This is a genomic window from Methanobacterium congolense, assembly GCF_900095295.1.
GTDB classification, from domain to species: Archaea; Methanobacteriota; Methanobacteria; order Methanobacteriales; family Methanobacteriaceae; genus Methanobacterium_C; species Methanobacterium_C congolense.
Genome location: NZ_LT607756.1, coordinates 1,329,531 through 1,348,212, shown reverse-complemented (window position 1 = coordinate 1,348,212; position 18,682 = coordinate 1,329,531). Strand labels below are relative to the sequence as shown.

General features: G+C 39.6%; 14 protein-coding genes. 9 read left to right on the top strand and 5 right to left on the bottom strand.

What is annotated here, in order from left to right; genetic code table 11:
* Window positions 1–202: 202 nt before the first annotated feature.
* Window positions 203–787 carry a zinc dependent phospholipase C family protein gene (locus tag MCBB_RS06390; protein ID WP_071906976.1) on the top strand — a complete coding sequence of 195 codons (585 nt, stop codon included), beginning with the start codon at window positions 203–205 and terminating at the stop codon, window positions 785–787.
* Between the two features lie 156 nt (window positions 788–943).
* On the opposite strand, the gene cobM is transcribed toward MCBB_RS06390, so the two are convergent.
* The 3 genes from cobM to MCBB_RS06375 all read right to left on the bottom strand — a co-directional run bounded on the left by cobM (window position 944) and on the right by MCBB_RS06375 (window position 3,926).
* Complete coding sequence (gene cobM, locus MCBB_RS06385) at window positions 944–1,708, bottom strand: precorrin-4 C(11)-methyltransferase (protein WP_071906975.1); 765 nt, start codon at window positions 1,706–1,708, stop codon at window positions 944–946.
* A gap of 202 nt (window positions 1,709–1,910) precedes the next feature.
* A complete protein-coding gene (locus MCBB_RS06380) occupies window positions 1,911–2,813 on the bottom strand; it encodes a DUF166 domain-containing protein (protein WP_197668935.1) in 903 nt (300 codons plus the stop codon).
* 234 nt (window positions 2,814–3,047) lie between these two features.
* Window positions 3,048–3,926, bottom strand: a complete 879-nt coding sequence (locus MCBB_RS06375; RefSeq protein WP_071906974.1) for a glycosyltransferase family 2 protein — start codon at window positions 3,924–3,926, stop codon at window positions 3,048–3,050.
* A 519-nt stretch (window positions 3,927–4,445) separates the two neighbouring features.
* Between MCBB_RS06375 and MCBB_RS06370 the strand changes: the two genes are divergently transcribed.
* Window positions 4,446–5,756: a tetratricopeptide repeat protein gene (locus MCBB_RS06370; RefSeq protein WP_071906973.1), complete on the top strand. Its 1,311-nt coding sequence runs from the start codon at window positions 4,446–4,448 to the stop codon at window positions 5,754–5,756.
* Between the two features lie 309 nt (window positions 5,757–6,065).
* On the opposite strand, the gene MCBB_RS06365 is transcribed toward MCBB_RS06370, so the two are convergent.
* The gene (locus tag MCBB_RS06365) at window positions 6,066–8,321 is read right to left on the bottom strand and encodes a PAS domain S-box protein (RefSeq protein ID WP_084789874.1); all 2,256 of its coding nucleotides are present in this window, start codon (window positions 8,319–8,321) and stop codon (window positions 6,066–6,068) included.
* A 503-nt stretch (window positions 8,322–8,824) separates the two neighbouring features.
* On the opposite strand from MCBB_RS06365, the gene MCBB_RS06355 reads away from it, so the two are divergent.
* The 5 genes from MCBB_RS06355 to MCBB_RS06335 are packed head-to-tail and all read left to right on the top strand — an operon-like array spanning window position 8,825 to window position 14,841.
* Window positions 8,825–9,766 carry an NAD-dependent epimerase/dehydratase family protein gene (locus MCBB_RS06355; RefSeq protein WP_071906972.1) on the top strand — a complete coding sequence of 314 codons (942 nt, stop codon included), beginning with the start codon at window positions 8,825–8,827 and terminating at the stop codon, window positions 9,764–9,766.
* Between the two features lies 1 nt (window position 9,767).
* Window positions 9,768–10,757 carry an NAD-dependent epimerase/dehydratase family protein gene (locus MCBB_RS06350; RefSeq protein ID WP_071906971.1) on the top strand — a complete coding sequence of 330 codons (990 nt, stop codon included), beginning with the start codon at window positions 9,768–9,770 and terminating at the stop codon, window positions 10,755–10,757.
* Between the two features lie 2 nt (window positions 10,758–10,759).
* Window positions 10,760–11,917 (top strand): glycosyltransferase, encoded by a 1,158-nt coding sequence (locus tag MCBB_RS06345; RefSeq protein WP_071906970.1) that lies wholly within the window; start codon window positions 10,760–10,762, stop codon window positions 11,915–11,917.
* A 27-nt stretch (window positions 11,918–11,944) separates the two neighbouring features.
* Window positions 11,945–13,633: a CDP-glycerol glycerophosphotransferase family protein gene (locus tag MCBB_RS06340; protein ID WP_071906969.1), complete on the top strand. Its 1,689-nt coding sequence runs from the start codon at window positions 11,945–11,947 to the stop codon at window positions 13,631–13,633.
* Complete coding sequence (locus tag MCBB_RS06335; RefSeq protein ID WP_071906968.1) at window positions 13,630–14,841, top strand: glycosyltransferase family 4 protein; 1,212 nt, start codon at window positions 13,630–13,632, stop codon at window positions 14,839–14,841. Before MCBB_RS06340 ends, MCBB_RS06335 begins: the two co-directional genes overlap by 4 nt.
* 62 nt (window positions 14,842–14,903) lie before the next feature.
* On the opposite strand, the gene MCBB_RS06330 is transcribed toward MCBB_RS06335, so the two are convergent.
* Window positions 14,904–16,379, bottom strand: coding sequence for an oligosaccharide flippase family protein (locus MCBB_RS06330; protein WP_071906967.1), 1,476 nt, complete (start codon window positions 16,377–16,379; stop codon window positions 14,904–14,906).
* Between the two features lie 139 nt (window positions 16,380–16,518).
* Here MCBB_RS06330 and pseB point away from each other — a divergent pair, with 139 nt between their 5' ends.
* Entirely contained in the window at window positions 16,519–17,514 is a 996-nt protein-coding gene (pseB, locus tag MCBB_RS06325) for a UDP-N-acetylglucosamine 4,6-dehydratase (inverting) (protein ID WP_071906966.1), read from the top strand.
* Window positions 17,515–17,524: 10 nt separating this feature from the next.
* Window positions 17,525–18,673, top strand: a complete 1,149-nt coding sequence (gene pseC / locus MCBB_RS06320; RefSeq protein WP_071906965.1) for a UDP-4-amino-4,6-dideoxy-N-acetyl-beta-L-altrosamine transaminase — start codon at window positions 17,525–17,527, stop codon at window positions 18,671–18,673.
* The last annotated feature ends 9 nt before the right edge of the window (window positions 18,674–18,682 follow it).

The window sequence follows — 18,682 nt, the reverse complement described above, 5'->3', positions numbered from 1 at the left end:
ACCATGAACACATCTAGCTTTAATAAGAATTAAGTTGAAAATAAGAAATATCTAGATTTTTTAAACTATTTACAAGATTTAAACAGGACTTATTTATTTAAGGACTATTCTGGTATGTTCAAATTACAATATAATTTTTAAAGAATAAACAATGAGTTTAAGATTCAAGGATAATTGAAGCCTTTTCAAATGGAGATGTTCAATGAAGAAATTTTTAATGTTACCCCTTTTAATGGTCATGCTCTTCCAGGTGGCCCCTGCATCTGCATGGTCAGTTACAACCCACTACGAGATCGCTGACGAGGCCTACAGCTCACTTTCACCTTCTGTTCAGGCTAACCTGAGTGAAATTGCAATGAGGGACGGTGCAGATGATCCTGACGTGAAGTTTAGGGACTTCCAGAACCATCACATGCCCTACAGCGCCATTAAAGCACAGTACTGGTTGAACAATGGAAAGCTCAACTACGATGAGGGTAACTACCGCTACGCAAGCTACTGCTTTGGTGTGGCATCCCATTACATATCTGACAGCTTCTGCGCACCCCACACAGTTAACGGGGCATCCAAGGTTGATCATACAATCTACGAAGTGGAAGGAATGTTTCTTGAACCCCACGCAACCTACGAAAGCGGAGATATGAACACTCTGCTCCAGCAGGGTCAGGCAGAGGGTGAAGTGAGCTGGACAAACTGGAACCAAAATAATAGTGATGTTTACATCCAGAGCGACCTGGACAATGCTGCAAGTGCTACCTACTCGCTCATAAGTGAATATGCAACGTGAAGGAGCATTTTCACTTTAAACCAAATCTTTTTTTAATGTTCCTTCAATGATATTACTTTAAAAATAAATAAAAAAATTGGGTCATGAAAAAAAAAATAGTTTTTGTTTATTTGAAGAAACCTTTAATGATTTACATGGTCTTTGATTCAAACTTTCTTATTCTGAGCCCTTCCTGTACTCATGTGTGAAAGTTCTGTCGTAGAGCTTTGAAGGGGTCACATGGGATGCACCGAGCACATCACCCACGACGATCATTGCGGTTTTTTCTATTCCAGATTCCATGACTTTAACTGCAATATCCTCAAGTGTTCCACGCACTATTTTCTCATCAGGCCAGGATGCCTTCTGAACCACTGCAACAGGGGTTTTGGCAGGATAGTGGACTCTAAGATCAGAAACCACCTCATCGATCATGTGAACACCCAGGAAGATGCACATGGTTGCACCGTGCTCTGCAAGACTTGAAATGGATTCACCTGCAGGTTTAGGTGTGCGACCCTCAGGCCTTGTGATTATAACTGTCTGAGAAACCTCAGGAAGTGTTAGCTCAGTTTCAAGGGCAGCTGCAGTTGCAAAGAGTGAACTAACCCCTGGAATCAATTCAAATGGTATCTCAAGTCTTCTAAGATCCTCCATCTGCTCGCCTATCGCTCCGTAGATGGCAGGATCTCCAGTGTGAACCCTTGCAACGAGTTTTCCCTTGTCGGTTTCTTCCCTCATGACCTCTATGATCTCATCCAGGTTCATGGATGCGCTGTTGTAGATCAGGGCATCCTCCCTTGCACAGTCCAGAACTTCCCTGTTCACAAGGGAACCTGCATAGATAATAACGTCTGCAGTTTTAATTACATTGTAAGCTTTTACTGTTAAAAGTTCAGGGTCTCCAGGACCCCCTCCTATGAAAACAACTTTTCCCTTCATCTTTTTAATCCTCTGAGCATTATTTAAGGTTGAATTTTGATACTTCTGGTATTTATTTATATGTAAAGCATAGGTTATCTTATGGTGTTCCAGAAATTTGTAGAATAAGCCTTATGTAGAGTAAGTTTATTGTATTGGAGGGTTGTGTTGGAAAATGGGATTGGGAAAAAAGATCTATCTCCATTTAGAATAGTCACCTTCATTAAAGGTTGATGCGTTTTTCAACAAGTTCAATTGCAGCGTAGGGACATTCCCTTATACACATCTCACACAAGCCGCATGAAGCAGGGTCAATCCGGGCCTTGCCGTTGTCCTTAATGGTCACAGTATCTGTGCCTGTTTTCACCTGTGGGCAGACATCCCTGCAGTTGTGATCACAGTCAGCATCCCCCATACAGTCCTCTTCCACAACCACAGCTGATCTGGATGCAAATCCTAAACCCCTTTTAACAGCTTCCTTTATGTTGTAACCTGCAATGTGCAGTAAGGTATCACCAAGCCCTGGATCTGCAGTCATTGAAGCCAAACAGGGGTAGTTGTGGATTTTGTTCCCTGATTCAGTTTCAGCTTCATCCACTGGAAGTCCCTCCAGCTTCTCTGCAACGTACCATGTTGAACCACAGGATGCTCCCCTTAAAACCTTCACATTCTTGATGAGGTTGTTTGCCTGTATCTCAAGTTCAGGCATTCCAAAGTGCTCTGCAAAGGCATCCACAAAAGGATTTCCCATGGGCTTCAAACTGCAGAACGGTTTGGGAAACAGTATCAAAACATCATCAGGTGCAGATTCTATTATCTCCCTTTGAAGTCCAGATGGAATCTGGGATGGGTCATGAATAGGGACAATAACAGCCTTTGCACCACTTTTATCTGCCACAACAGGCAGTACCATGTTGATGTCTCCTTTGAGGTCAAGTGCAAGGATCATGTCACAGGAGGGAATGTTTTCAGGCACGTGGGTTGAAAAATCATCTATGAACTCCGGCAGATCCTCTGGAAATTCATGCAGTCCCACTATATTTGCTGCAAAACCCTGCTCAGCAAGGCTGTTAACGATCCGGGCCCCATAATCACCACTGGTCAGTATGTATATTTTCAGTTCCATCCAAATCATTCCCATTCAACTTTCAGATACCCTTCAACTTTCAGTTGATCTAATTTTATTTTCTTTAATACTATAAATCCTATCCTTGTGATGACTTAAACGAGAATTTTATAAAATAAATCAATGAAACTTAAAAATTAATAAAAGGGATTTAAAAAATATTAAAATAATTATTAAAATAACATATTCTATAATGAAAACCTTTTAAATCCGCTAAAACATATTATAAATGGTTTATTTACTCAGTGCCTCTTTTATCAATCTTGAAACTGTGTCAAGTATTATTCCTGTGAATGCAATGAAAACACCCATAACCGCGATTAAAGCTGCAAAGACTGTTGGTCCCAGGGTTGCCCTGGTTCCTCCGAGGTAATCACCAAAGAATATAAGGCCTGAAGCAAGTCCTATTATGATGAGGATGATACCAGGTACTGTGAAGAAGTAAAGAGGTCTGTTGAATTCCATGTCCTGTATTATTCTGACCAGCACACCGACACCATGTTTTATAGGGTTTCTTTTGGTATCTGTATCGTACCTAACACCTATCTGAACTTCCCCTATTCTGAAGCCTGCATTTGAGGCATCTGTGAGCATCTCACTTTCAATTCCAAATCCACTTAGATTGAACCTGAAGGCAGGTATGGTGCTGATTGAAAATGCTCTGAAACCGCTCTGACTGTCGGTAACATTGAGTTTACCGTTCATATTGGTTGCAATATCCAGAACGCTCTGCCCCACACGCCTGTATTTTGGTGTGTTTTTTTCACCACCTTCTATGTATCTGCTCCCGTTTACAAGGTCTGCTTCACCTTTGATTATGGGTTCAAGTAGTTTTGGTATTTCCTGGGGGTTGTGCTGTCCATCTGCATCGATGGTTACAACTGCATCGTAGCCACCCACCCTACTGAAACCAGTTTTTAAAGCTGCACCTTTTCCCTGGTTCTGATGATGTCGGATTACCTCTGCCCCTGCAAGTTCTGCTATGTCTGCTGTGCTGTCGTTACTGCCGTCGTCAACAACCAGCACATGGTCCACGTACCTCTGAACATTTAAAATTATGCTACCTATGCCTATTTCCTCGTTGTAGGCAGGTATTATTGCAATTGTTTTCATATTTTTTCTTCCCAACCAGTATATAACTAATTTGAATTCAATCCAAAGCTAAAATGGATTTCATCAGTGAATTCAACAGTATCCCTTAAGATGAACCTATGAGCTGTACTTAACGCGTCCCCATCAATTAACACGAATTTTCATGAATTCATAAAAAATTGAGTCTTGAATTTATACAAGGGTTGATCAATTTTTATTCTTGTAAAAATCATTATGAAAGTTATAAACTAATTTTTTTATAGACTAGTTTTGTTACATTTTTAAACTAGTTTTTTACATCAACCTTTCACGAGTTTTACCCTTACAGGTTTTCTGGGTAATCTTTTTTGAAACCTTAACCTTCCTTACACAATTTTATTCAATGATTTTTGGTATATAAGTTTTCATTAATAAAATATTAGGCCTGCATTTAGTAGATGATGTTTATTGTGATACTTTCTAGTTTCATGGGCAAGGTTTATAATTTGTGGCCTCAAATATGTTACAAGGAAAAATTATTAAAATTCAAATGGTGAATTAATGGGAGAAGGGCAAACATCTGAATTCTTTGAGAAAGCAAAGAATTTACAGGAAAACAATGAATTTGAATCTGCTTTGTCATGTTACAATAAAGCTTTGAAGTTGTTCAGACAGTGGGGGGACAAGGAAGATGAAGCAGAAACCCTCCTGGAAATGGGTGATGTTTATGTAAACCTTGGAGATTACACCAGATCTTCAGAACACTATGGTTTGGCACTGAAACTTTACAAGAAGCTTAAAGACATCACAGGTCAGGGATACTCATTAACAGGCCTGGCACTGGTCAATGAAAAACGTGAGGAGTACGAGCTATCAAGGTCTTACTACAGGAAGGCTCTCAAAAAGTTCAGAAAGAACCAGGACCATGAAAGGGAAGCAATAGTTCTTTCCCTGATGGCCAAAACCTATGAATTCCAGGGCTCATGGGAGGATGCCCTGATGGATTACAGGCGGGCAAACAGTGTTTACGAAAAGATCCAGAACACCTCCGGCAGTGAAGAAACACTCAGATTGATTGAAACAATTAAGAAAAAACGTTCAAATGTACGTTCTTTCAAGAGAAAGGTTTTAACTGTAATCATATACCTTGCAGCACTCATGGCTGCTGAAATTGTGACTGCATACTACAGTGTGGAGATGGGCATTGTAATGCACGTAGGAATACTCTTCGCACTTCTAATCAATTCTTCGCTTGTCAAGGAGCAGAATTTCTCCTACCTTCTCATGTCCATGATGGCACTACCAATGATAAGGATCCTTGGACACACCATCCCGGGACTTGTACACATAGAACAACTTTACTGGTTCCCAATAATAGCAGTTCCTCTCTTTGGCGCATCTTACGTTATAATGAAGGTTCAGGGACTCGGAATTAAAAATGTAGGCTTTCAGTGGGGAAAGCTGAAGCTGCAGATACTCATGGCCCTGACTGGAGTTCTCCTTGGAACAGTGGAGTACTTCATACTCAAACCCCAGCCCCTTATACCTCACTTCACATTACAATGGGTACTTTTCGGGGCATTGATCCTCCTGATATCAACAGGATTTGCAGAGGAACTGCTCTTCAGAGGAATAATTCAGAAAAACGTTGAAAACGTGTTTGGATGTGTATTTGGACTGATCTACACTTCTTTAATATTCACAGCCATGCACATAGGCTGGAACTCATTCCTGGATCTGATCTTTGTGTTCGCTGTGGCAATGTTTTATGGTTACGCATTCCAGAAGACACGTAGCCTTCTTGGCATAACCTTTTCCCACGGAATTTCTAACAGTTTTCTGTTTTTGATCGTACCATTCTTGTTGGGTTAAGATGAATATCACTTACATTTTAACCCTTTTAATCAACCTTTTTAACTATTTTTAAATGATGATTTTGATAAATGATTTTTCCGGGTAAATGATGATTTTGGAGTTCAAAGAATAAATTCCAGCTTTAATCACACTTTTAGTCACAGTTATGTAAGGATCCACAATAAAAAAAAGTTTAAGAAAACCAGTAATGAGGGAGGTTGTGAAGGTCCCACCTTCACATAAGTCACCGGGTTTGTATGTATGAGTGACATATTAAAATTAATCAACCAAGTATTAATAACTTTGGGTTCAGTGTCGGTAATTGACTTAATTCATATCACTCGATGCACTGAATTCCTCTTCATTAAACTTTATTCTGAAGCAAGTTCCATTTTTCATTATCAATTCCATTTCCCCATTCAACTGCTTGGTGAAGTTTGAAACAAGTTTCATCCCCATGGAATCAGCCTGCTCAATGTCCATATCTTCAGGTAATCCAACACCGTCATCCTCAACTTCTAGTATATAATTTTCAGGGCTCCTGTGGAACCTCACAGTCACACAACCATTCATACCCTTTGGAAAAGCATATTTTAGACTGTTTGACACCAGTTCGTTTACTATGAGTCCAAGGGGAAGACATGTGTTTATGTCAAGCATGAGGTATTCCACATCCATCTTAAGGGAAACGTGGTTATTTGTGGAGTATGTGTTGAAAAGGTACTCTGTGATGCTCTCGATGTATTCCCCAAAGTTTATGCGTTTGAGGTCACTGCTGTTGTAGAGTTTTTCATGGAGGACTGCCATGGAACGGGCCCTGCTCTGGCTGTCTTTTATCATTTTAAGGACTTCAGTATCGTTTATTTGAATGGACTGCAGGTTCAGAAGACTGGATATGATCATTAAGTTGTTTTTAACCCTATGATGTATTTCCCGAAGCAGTAACTCCTTCTCTTTAAGGGAATCATGCACTATCTTTTCAGCTTCCTTCCACTGGGTGATGTCCCTGGCCACTGAAACAATAACATCCTTGTTTCTGAGTTTGAAACAGTGGGAACTGACCTCAACAGGTATTCTGTCACCATCACGTGTCAAATGTTCTGATTCAAAGGTTTTACTGCCATCCTTAAGAAGTTCAGCCATCATGGATCCTATTTCATCAGAATCTTCAGATGAAACATCTTGAGGGGTCATTTCAAGGAGTTCTTCCCTTTTGTAGCCCAGCATGCTGCATGAAACATCATTGACTTCTATGTAACGCCCGGGCATTCCATCAAGAACTTCATGGAGGTAAACTGCATCGTTTGCATTGTTAAAAACCTCACGAAACTTTTCTTCACTCTCTTTAAGAGCTTCTTCCATATTTTTACGGTAGGTGATGTCTGAAAAGGTCGCAAGGACATTCACGACCTCACCATCCTCATCTTTAATGGGGTTCAAGTGGAACTGGGAATAGGTTTCCTTTCCCCACTGGGAGAGGTACCTGTGTTCGCTTGAAACATCTTCACCAGTTTCAAGACACCTTTTGAAGTCCCCTGAAAATCCTGACTTCACAACTTCGGGGGTTCTGAGCAAGTTAACACGTCTGCTCACATCCTCTGACCTTGAACCGCACATCTCCAGGAACTTGGGGTTTATGTCGATGATCCTTCCATCAGGATCTATGAGGAGTATTCCAACCTGGGCCTTTTCAACTAAGAGCCTGTAACGTTCCTCGCTTTCTTTGAGTTCCTTTTCAGCCTTCTTTTCAGGGGTAACATCCCTTGATATGATGGAGACACCTTTTATATACCCATTGCTGTCATTTATGGGTGAAACTGTGAGGGAAACGTTTATTATGGAACCATCCTTTTTCAGCCCGAGGGTGGGGTAGTTTCGAACCATCTCTCCTTCCTTTATCATCTTGAGTATGGATGGAAGTTCATAGTCACAGCCAGGAGGGGTGAACATCTCTACATTTTTACCCATAGTCTCAGATTCACTGTAGCCGTATATCTCCTCTGCACCCCTGTTCCAGCTGAGTACTCTTCCTTCAAGGTCATTTGATACCACTGCATCCTGGGTGTTTTCAATGATGTCTGAGAACCTGTGCTCCATATCCTCAGCCCTTTTTTCAGGGGTGATGTTTCTGGCAATTCCCTGAATCGCAACGGGATTTTTGTCATGATCTCGGATTACAACGTCCTTCTGACTCACCCAAATTACATCTCCAGAGCTGTGGATGATCTGGTACTCAGTCTGTGAGACAGAGTTTTCAATGAGTTGTTTGAGCCATGTTTCATTGAAACAATCCTTCCAATCAGGGTGGAGCATCTCTCTAATGAGAAGAGGTTTCTGATAAAACTCTTTCTGAGTCCGACCGCACCCCCTAAGGCAGGATGGGCTGATGTAATCATATCGACCTTTAGGAATGGATATCCTGTATATGACATCTGGACAGCTGTCTGCTAGGAGTCTGTACATCCTTTCTTTTTTGATTAAATTGTGGTTTTTACTGGAATTTTCCAATTCATTTTCCAGGTACCTGACCCTCTTATTCAAGCGGGTGATTTCATCTTCCAGATCCTCTCTGGTTTCATTCATCTAAAAGAACCCCTTTCCTATATTCATATTAATCTAATTACACATTTTAATACTCTAAAACGTCCCATTTATTATCTACAATTAGATTTATCTTATCTTCTTACAATAAAAAGGTATTGGAAGAAAAATAAACCTTATTTAAACTTTTTGGGGTTAAATAATAGTTTAAATAGGATTATTTATATGATTATAAGTTTAAAAGTGATAGAGGGCTTAAAAATTATTTAATAAATACTGAAATGGATTTTATGATAACATGAACATGTTTTTAGCTCAGAAAATTCTTTTAAACTATATTCACGTGATGTTGATCATTTTTTTATATATGTGGTGCTATATTCACAGGTTTGTATAAAAGACCACAAATATCGGACATCCAATATACAAAACTTCAAAACTTATATAACGGGAGCGTAAGTATATAGTGTTAGGATAAGTTAAGACTAAAACTATTTTACAAATTTTAAATCTTAATATTTCACAATTAGTAAGGAGGAATCATCATAGAGACTGAGAGGGTTTTGGTTACTGGTGGTGCTGGTTTTATTGGTACCAATCTTGTGAATGAGCTTAGGAGTCGTGGTCATGAGGTTATGGCTGCTGATCTTATGAATAATGAGCGGGATGGTTATGTTCGTGCCGATGTGAGGAATTACAGGCAGGTTGAACGACTTTTTGATGAGGGTAGTTATGATTATGTTTATCATCTTGCTGCTGAGTATGGTAGGTGGAATGGTGAGGCTTACTATGAGAATCTGTGGCAGACCAATGTCATGGGAACCAAGCATATGCTTCGTATGCAGGAAAAACATGGTTTCCGGATGATTTTTTTCTCATCTGCAGAGGTTTACGGGGACTACAATGGTGTTATGAGTGAGGATGTTATGGAGAAAAATCCAATCAAGGACACTTACCAGATGAACGACTACGCAATAAGTAAATGGGCAGGAGAGCTCATGTGCATGAACTCCGCCTCAATGTTCCAGACAGAAACAGTCCGTGTCAGGCCTGTGAACTGTTATGGGCCAGAAGAACATTACACGCCTTACAGGGGTTTCATACCTAAATTCATATACAGTGCACTTCATGGTAAACCATACACGGTCTACAAAGGCCACAAAAGGATCATAGACTATGTGGGTGATACTGCACGTACCTTTGCCAATATTGTGGACAACTTCAAACCAGGAGAAGCCTACAATATAGGTGGAAAACAGGAATGGGAAATGGAAATCAAAGACTACTCCGACCTTGTATTAAAGGCTGTGGGAATCGACGATTCCCTTGTGACTTATGAGGAGGCTGAGCCCTTCACAACTCATGTGAAAACCATAGACTTCTCCAAATCAATCAGGGACCTTAAACACGACCCACAGGTTCCACCAGCAGAGGGAATACAAAAGACAGTTGAATGGATGAAATGGTACTACAGGATAGATGATTAAGATGGATTACTCAGAATACGAAGGAAAAACAGTACTTGTAACCGGTGGAGCAGGATGCGTGGGAAGCAACCTCACACGCAAACTATCAGAACTAGCAGAAAAAGTTATTATACTCGATAACCTTTCATCAGCCTACGAATGGAACATACCCACCATGGATAATATACAATTCGTTGAAGGAGACATCCTCAACGATGAAGAACTTAAAAGGGTTTTCAAGGAACAACCCGACATGGTTTTCCATTTAGCTGCTCACTTCGCCAACCAGAACTCAGTGGACAACCCAGAAAAAGACCTCATGGTCAACGGAATCGGTATCCTCAAAGTACTCCAATACGCACAACTCGTAGGAGTGGAAAGATTTGTTTACTCTTCCTCAGGATGCGGAGTTTACGGCTTAGAATCCCAGATGCCCTTCAAGGAACATGACATCTCAATAAACCTCCACACACCATACCAAGTCACCAAACTACTCGGAGAACTCTACACCAACTACTTCCACAACCTATACAACCTACCAATCGTAAATGCAAGGTTCTTCAACGTCTTCGGACCAGGAGAAGTACCGGGTAAATACCGAAACGTCATACCCAACTTCTTCTACTGGTCAATGAACAACCAACCACTACCAATAACCGGAAACGGGAACGAAACACGGGACTGGACCTTCGTAGAAGACATAGTAAACGGACTCCTTAGCATGGGAGTTGTTGAGGAAGCAGTGGGAGAAGCAATAAACCTAGGATCAGGAATAGACCACAAAGTCGGAGACATGGCCGAGATCGTCAACAAACTCACAGGAAACAAAGCAGGCATCAAATACACCGAAAGAAGAAACTGGGACGCCAAAACCTGCCTACTCTCCTCAATCAACAAAGCAAAAGACATCCTAAACTACAAACCCAAAACAAGCTTTGAAGACGGACTACACCAAACACACAACTGGTTCACAAACAACTGGAACAACATCCAACAAAGCGCGGAGTTCTAAAATTGAAAATACTTATTGTACAGGAGTCCGACTGGATCAAGAGAAACCCACACCAACAACACCACCTCATGGAGAGAATGGTTCTCAGAGGACATGAGGTGAAAATAATAGATTACCCCATAGATTGGAAGGAAGATGATGGGGTCCGTCATAGAAGAAGGGTTATCAAGGGTTACCACAAGATTCATGAGGGTGCAGATGTGGAGGTTGTAAGACCAGCCATACTGGCGGTTCCAGTACTCATCTACCCATCTTTATATCTGTCCCACAAACATGAAATTCAAAGACAGATCAAGGAATTCAAACCAGATGTCATTGTGGGATTTGGAGTGGTTAATACTTACTTAGCATCGAAAATAGCCAGGAAAGAGAGAATACCCTTTGTTTATTACTGGATCGATGTGCTTCACAAACTGATCCCTGAAAGGGGATTCCATCCCCTTGGAAAATACATGGAAACTGTTGCAATCAAAAACTCTCAGCTGGTTCTCACCATAAACCAGAAACTCGAGGAATACGTCAGGAACATGGGTGCTGTTAACACAAAGGTTATAGATGCAGGAATAGACCTTGAAGAATTTGACCCAAACCTTGACGGCACACCTGTACGCAGAGAATATGGAATAAAGGATGAAGACACAGTGCTCTTCTTCATGGGATTTTTATACCACTTTGCAGGTTTAAAAGAACTTGCACTAGAATTTGCAAAGGCGGAACACCCAAATTTGAAGCTTCTCATTGTGGGAGATGGTGATGCCTACAGCGACCTTCAGAAAATCGTTGAAGAGAACCATCTTGAAGACAGGGTTCTCCTCATTGGCAGAAAACCCTACAATGAAATTCCAGGATTCGTTGCAGCCTCAGACATCTGCATATTACCTGCATATCCAGATGAGGAGATCATGCAGGACATAGTGCCCATAAAGATCTACGAGTACATGGCAATGGGAAAACCTGTGATAACAACTGAATTACCAGGGGTTATGGCAGAGTTCGGCAATGAAAATGGGATAACCTACGTTAAAAAACCTGAAGATGTTATATCCCGTGCATTTGATATTGATGTTGAAGTTGATGGAAGAAAAGCCAGGAAGTTAGCAGAGGGTAATGACTGGGAAGGTATTGTGGATGAGTTTGAAAGGACTCTGAAGCAGTTATAATTTCTATTTTTTTTGGAGTCATTAAAAATGGATGATAAGATAGATTTTTTAAGAGGTATCTACAGCCATGAACTTCCGGATGGTAAGACTCTCCTTGAATCCACGGAGTACATGGGAACACCCATGTGGTGGACGGCAGATCTTCTTTTTTTTCAGTTTTTAGGTAGAACTATTAATGAAGAGTCAGGATTAAAACGGTTGAATCAGAACAAACTTTTAATCATATTCTTTAAACACAGAAGTTCATTCATTTCACTTTACAAATCAATCGGTATTTATATAGAGATACTCTACGATTTTTTCATATTTTTAGCTGTAAAATTGATAAACACTCTTTTTGGGAGGGGATCAAAGGATTCCTCCAAAAAAAAGGTCATGTTCATATCCCAGGATCGTCAATGGGGCTATGTCAAGGATTATCGTACTTTTAAATCTGAAAAAACGGATGCTTTTTTTGATCCAGTCCTTAAAAATTTAACTCGTTACGATCTCAAGGGATTTTACCCTATAGATGTGTATCCACACAGGGGCTTGAAGGTGTTCCTTGATAAAAAGAGGAAATGGAAATTTGATCATGTGCCATTAAACTTTTACTGGACCCTGGATTCATGGAAAAAGCAGGAAAAAGCCATAAAATCATTTGAAAATACATGGAAGCTGATCCTTGAAGATGATTCCTTTAAAAAAGCGTGTATTTTTCATGGAAAGGATCTTTATCCTGCTATAATGGGAGAACTTGAACTTTACTTCTTCATACTCTTCCCTCACATTATAAAGTATCTGGAAATGGCCAGAACAATGATAAAAGACGAAGATCCATCTTTGATAATCCTTTTAAATGAGTTCTGGTGGTGGGAACGATCATTAATGATGGCTGCTAAATCTGAGGGTGTTAAGACAGTTGCACTGCAGCATGGGGTTATCCTCCCTAGAGATAGGAGTTATCAATACAATGAAGATGAAATAGTGCCAAAACCATATGAATCAAAACTAAAATGTCCAATTCCTGATAAAACAGTAGTATATGGTTCGTATTACAGGGATTTATTGATGAACACCAGTTCATTCCCAAAAGACAGTGTTTTGGATTTAGGACAGCCAAGATACGATGTTTTGGCTCACGTTAATAGTATATACTCTAAAGAATTTCCAAATAAATTTGGAATACCTGAAGGAAATAAAATTGTATTATGGACAACCCAAAGTTTTTCTTTAGGTGATGATGAAGATACTAAAAATATTCACTGCATATTCAAAACCCTTGAAAATATGAATAAAACAACTTTGATCATTAAACAACATCCTATGGATGGAACAGAATACAAAGATAAGATACTCCGGATTTCTAAGTCATATAAAACAGATTTTAGATTAGTTCCTCGTGATTCGGATACCTATGAACAGATTTACAACTGCGACCTCATGATAGTTAAGAATTCAACAACAGCCCTTGAAGCCGTTGCATTAAATAAGCCAGTTATTGTTTTGAATTTAAGTGGAAACCAGGATGCTGTTGATTATGTTGATAAAAAAGTTGCATTGGGTGTTTACAAGGAAGATGATCTGGGAAATGCAGTTAAAAGTCTCCTTGAGAATGATTCATTAAATGAGTATCGTGAGAGCTACATAGAAGAACACCTTCATGCTGTTGATGGCAGATCTTCTGTTAGAATAGCAGAACTTGTTGAAAGAATGATTGATGGTGATGTTCAATGAAAATAATAATGGCTGGAGGTTACCTCTACGGTGAAACTGGGGATATAAATGTAATAAAAGCTGTTTCAAAGATTCACTCCGAGGATCACGAGGTTCATTTGTTTCCAAACTTGCCCCTTATTCAGAAGGTTTCCCTTTACGATGGATTAAACATCATAGAAAAAAGGCTTTCATTTAGTATTTTAGGTTATTCCATTCTAACTTCTATGAAATGGGTTTTTAAGGTTTTTGGATACCTTGAAAAGAATTCGTTAAAAAATTTATCCTATTACCTTGTGACACTTTACAATCTAGCACATTTTGAGATGGCAATTCAAACCCTAAAGCCAGACATGATTCATATCAATGGTTTGGCCATAGAGTCTCTGCCACTTGTTGAAGCAGCAATAAAAAATGGAATACCATTTACAGTAACGGTACACGGAACCTTACTGAAAAATCCTAATCTTTACTTCAAAGGGGAAGTTGAGGGTTATCTTCTTGAACGGACATTGAAATACAAAAGAGCATCATTAACTGCAATCTCATCATCAGTTAAGGATTACCTGGTTCAGAACTACGGTGCAGATCCTGAGGATATAAAACTTGTTCTCAATGGGGTGAACCTTGAAAGATTTGGATACAAAAATGAAGCAGACACCCTTAGGAAATTAAAGGGAATTCCTAAGGATAAAACTGTTTTAATACAAGTGGGAACATTGAATGTTCGGAAAAATCATATTGAAGTTTTAAAAGCCATTAAAGAAATGGATTTAAACATGAAAAATGATTTACTCTATTTAATAGTTGGTGATGGTCCTGAAAAGAAAAATTTGGAGGATTACTGTAAAGCCAACGATCTGGATCCCTATGTGAAATTCGTGGGCAAAATCCCAAACACAGAAGTTAATGATTGGTACAACCTTTCAGACTTCTTCATCTTACCTTCAATATCTGAAGGTCTTCCACTGGTATTTTTAGAAGCAATAGCATGTGGATTACCAATCATAACCTTTAAGGATTTAGAGGGTGTTTCAGATATATATAATTCGGAGTATATGGAATTGGTGGTTGACAGATCAACTGAATCCCTAATAAATTCACTTAAAACAGTACTCAGTAAGGACTGGGATAAAAATAAAATAGCAAAGAACGCAGAAAAATGGGATTGGGAAACCATTTCAAGGGAGTACCTTGAAATCTATAAAGAAACCCTTTCAAAATCTTAATTTTTTCCACTATTTTTTTCGAATTAACCCTTTTTTTAGATTTAATCCTGACTGATTCTTTTTTAGAATCTTGCAGTCACTGATTTTAAATCCTTCAAGATATCCCTTAAGAATCCCATGAAAAAATTTATTTCTTTCTTCTCAAAACCTTTTGATATTATTAACACGATTGTGTAAAGGATAACCCCCAAGACGGCCACAATGACTATTCCCAAAAGACTCTGAGGGTTCAACAGGAATACAAAGGCCCCTGCAACTGCAGATGCAAATATACTTTTTACTATAAATCCGAGGTCGAAGGGTAAAGTCATGTACCTGCTGGAGTAAACAAGAATAAACGCCAGAGTAACGGTGTAAGTGACTAATGTGACCAGTGCAGCTCCTATGATTCCAATAAATGGAACTGCAATCAGGTTTAATGCAATGTTTATTATTGCTGCTATTATCCAGACCACACCTATTATTTTGGTTTTTTTCGTTAAGATGATGATCTGTGAGAGTATGGTGTAAAGCCCGAATAAAAGGGCACCCAAAGCAACTAAGGGAGTTATTAAAAAGCCATTTGAAGCTATTTCTGCAGTGGTTAGTATGTTGAGTATGGGTTTTGATAGTATAGACAGTAGGAACACTGCAGGTATGGAAAGTGCCAGGTAGTACCTCAATGAATATTTAACCACAGTTTTCACTTTTCTTTTATCTTCATAATTTTTAGACAACACCGGAAGCAGTAAAACAGAAAATGGTGCAACAAGAAGTTGTATTGTGGTTCCAAGTGTGTACCCTGCTGAATAATAACCTACAAACACAGTTCCAAGCAGTATTCCAATTACATATCTGTCGCTGGAGTCAACGATCCATGAAGAAACCATTCCCGGAACCATTGGAAGACTGAGATTGAGGTATTCTCTGATGTTTTTAAACCTGGGGATCTTGAATCCAATTTCTGAAACTATTATTGCAAACATAACAACCATTAATAGGGTGTAACTTATTAAAATTCCAAATACACATCCCCAAATCCCATATCCAAGTAAAAGTAGAACACTTGCAAAAATTAAAACCAGATAAGACCTTGATAGATAGAATATGGAATACTTTCGGGTTTTTTGGAATGTTCTGAAGAAGTCAAGGGAAATGAAGGTCATGTTTGACATGATTATAGTCAAAGGTAACAGGAGAGCTACTGAATGATTGTTGTTTAAGAGTAAAAAGCCGATTTCATTTGAGAATATGTACAATGCCCCTGCAACGACTAAACTAACACCTAAAACCACGGCCAAAATTGAATAAACTCCTTCCTGAATTTTCGTTTTGTCAGTTTCTCCTGCAAGGAATCTGTTCATGGCGTAACTCAGACCTACTTGGGCTATGTTGGATATGAGGATCAAGGTGATGTTAACCTGGTTCCATATACCGTAATCTGATGTGCTTAGGTTTTTTGTTAAGATGGGCAGTAGTATGATTGAACTGATGGCCACAAGTATATTTGTTATACCCACAAGGCCTATTCGCTGCACAAAGAGTTTGTATTCGCTCAAATTTTCACCTTTTAACTTTGAAATTACATCTATCCCTCAAGATTTATAAAATTAGATACACAAACAATTGATAGAGTTAAATATTGTAAAGTTATAGTAAATATAAATTGCTTTAAAAATCTTTTTGAGAGGTTCATGAATGTTAAACGGACAGAAAATTTTAATAACCGGGGGAACTGGTTCCTTTGGTAAGAAATTCACCAAAAAAATCTTGGAGGATTACGATCCAGAAAAGATAATCATATACTCCAGGGACGAGTACAAACAGTACCTAATGCAGAAACAGTTCGAGGGCTACGATAACATAAGATTCTTCATCGGGGATGTAAGGGATAAAGACAGGCTTTACCGTGCTTTTGATGGTGTTGATGTGGTTATACATGCAGCTGCACTTAAACAGGTTCCTGCTGCTGAGTACAATCCACTTGAAGCTGTTAAAACCAACATTCAGGGTGCTGTTAATATAATAGATGCCTCAATTGACAGGGAAGTGGAAAAAATCGTTGCACTCTCAACAGACAAAGCTGTAAATCCAATAAACCTCTACGGTGCAACTAAACTTGTATCTGATAAACTCTTCGTAGCTGGAAATGCCTATGTTGGAGATAAAGACACCAAGTTTTCTGTTGTACGATACGGAAACGTTTCAGGAAGCAGAGGCTCTGTAATACCATTTTTCAAATCCCTACTGGATAACGGTGCAAAAAAACTACCAATAACCGATGAAAGAATGACCAGATTTTGGATAACCCTGGATAAAGCCGTTGACATGGTTATAAAGTCCTTGAAGGAAGCACAGGGTGGAGAGCTCTACGTGAAGAAGTGCCAATCATTCAAGGTCACAGACCTTGCAGAAGCAATGAATCCTGGTGCTGAAACAGAAGATGTTGGAATACGACCTGGTGAAAAACTCCATGAGGTAATGGTCACCAACGAAGACTCCAGAACCACCTATGAATACGATGACCACTTCATAATCTATCCAAACTTCGACTGGTGGGACTTCGACAAACACTTCAAAGCCGGTGGAAAAAAGGTAAAAGAAGGCTTCAGATACTCATCAGACAACAACACCGAATGGCTGAGCGCAGAAGACCTCAAAGAACTCCTAGAAACCATAGACATAGTCTACTGAGGTTATAACCATGGAAAAATTCGTACCCTACGGCAGACAGTACATAGATGGTGATGATATCAACGAAGTCATCAAGGTACTTCGATCTGACTTCATAACCCAGGGACCCAGAATAGATGAGTTTGAAGCTAAACTTGCAGAGTACTGTGGTTCCAAGTATGCTGTAACCTTCAACTCAGGCACCTCTGCGCTTCACGGGGCTTACTTCGCACTGGGCCTTGAAGAGGGTCAGGAGATGATCACATCCCCAAACACATTCGTTGCAACGTCCAACGCAGCACTCTACCTCGGTGCAAAACCAGTTTTTGCTGATGTTGAATCTGAAACAGGAAACATCGACGCTTCAAAGGTAGAAAAAAAGGTAACCGATAAAACACGGCTTATAACGCCGGTTCATTACAGTGGAAACCCTGCAGACCTCAAGGAACTCCATGAAATCGTGGAAAAACACGGGCTTGCAATGATAGAGGATGCAGCACATGCAATAGGTGCCAGGTACGCTGGAAAAAGGATAGGGGCCTGTCAGTACTCTTCAATGGCCATACTGAGCTTTCACCCGGTTAAGCACATAACAACGGGTGAAGGTGGAGCAGTCTTAACCAATGATGAAGAGTACTACGAAAGGCTTCTCATGTTCAGATCCCATGGAATAACCAAGAAAGACTTTGTAAAACCATCAGATGGTGACTGGTACTACGAGATGCATCACCTTGGATACAATTACCGTATAACTGATATACAGGCCACTCTGGGAATATCACAGCTTAAAAAACTTGATGGCTTTGTTGGAAGGCGTAGAGAAATAGCAGCCACCTACAATGAAATCTTTGCTGAAAACCCCTACTTCAACACCGTATTTGAGAAGGAAGGATGCACGTCGTCCTACCATCTTTACCCAATACTACTGAAAGATGATTACTTGGACAGAAAACCTGAGATATTCCAGAAACTGAGATCTGAAGGTTTGGGGGTTCAGGTTCATTACATACCAGTTCACACCCAGCCTTACTATCAGAATCATGGTTATAAGGATGTTTCATGTCCAGTTGCAGAGGATTTCTATAGAAGAGAGATAAGCATACCAATGTACCCTGCAATGAAGGATGAAGACATCCAGTTTGTTGAAGAGAAGCTCTTCAAGGTTTTCAGGGATTTGTAGTGGGGATCG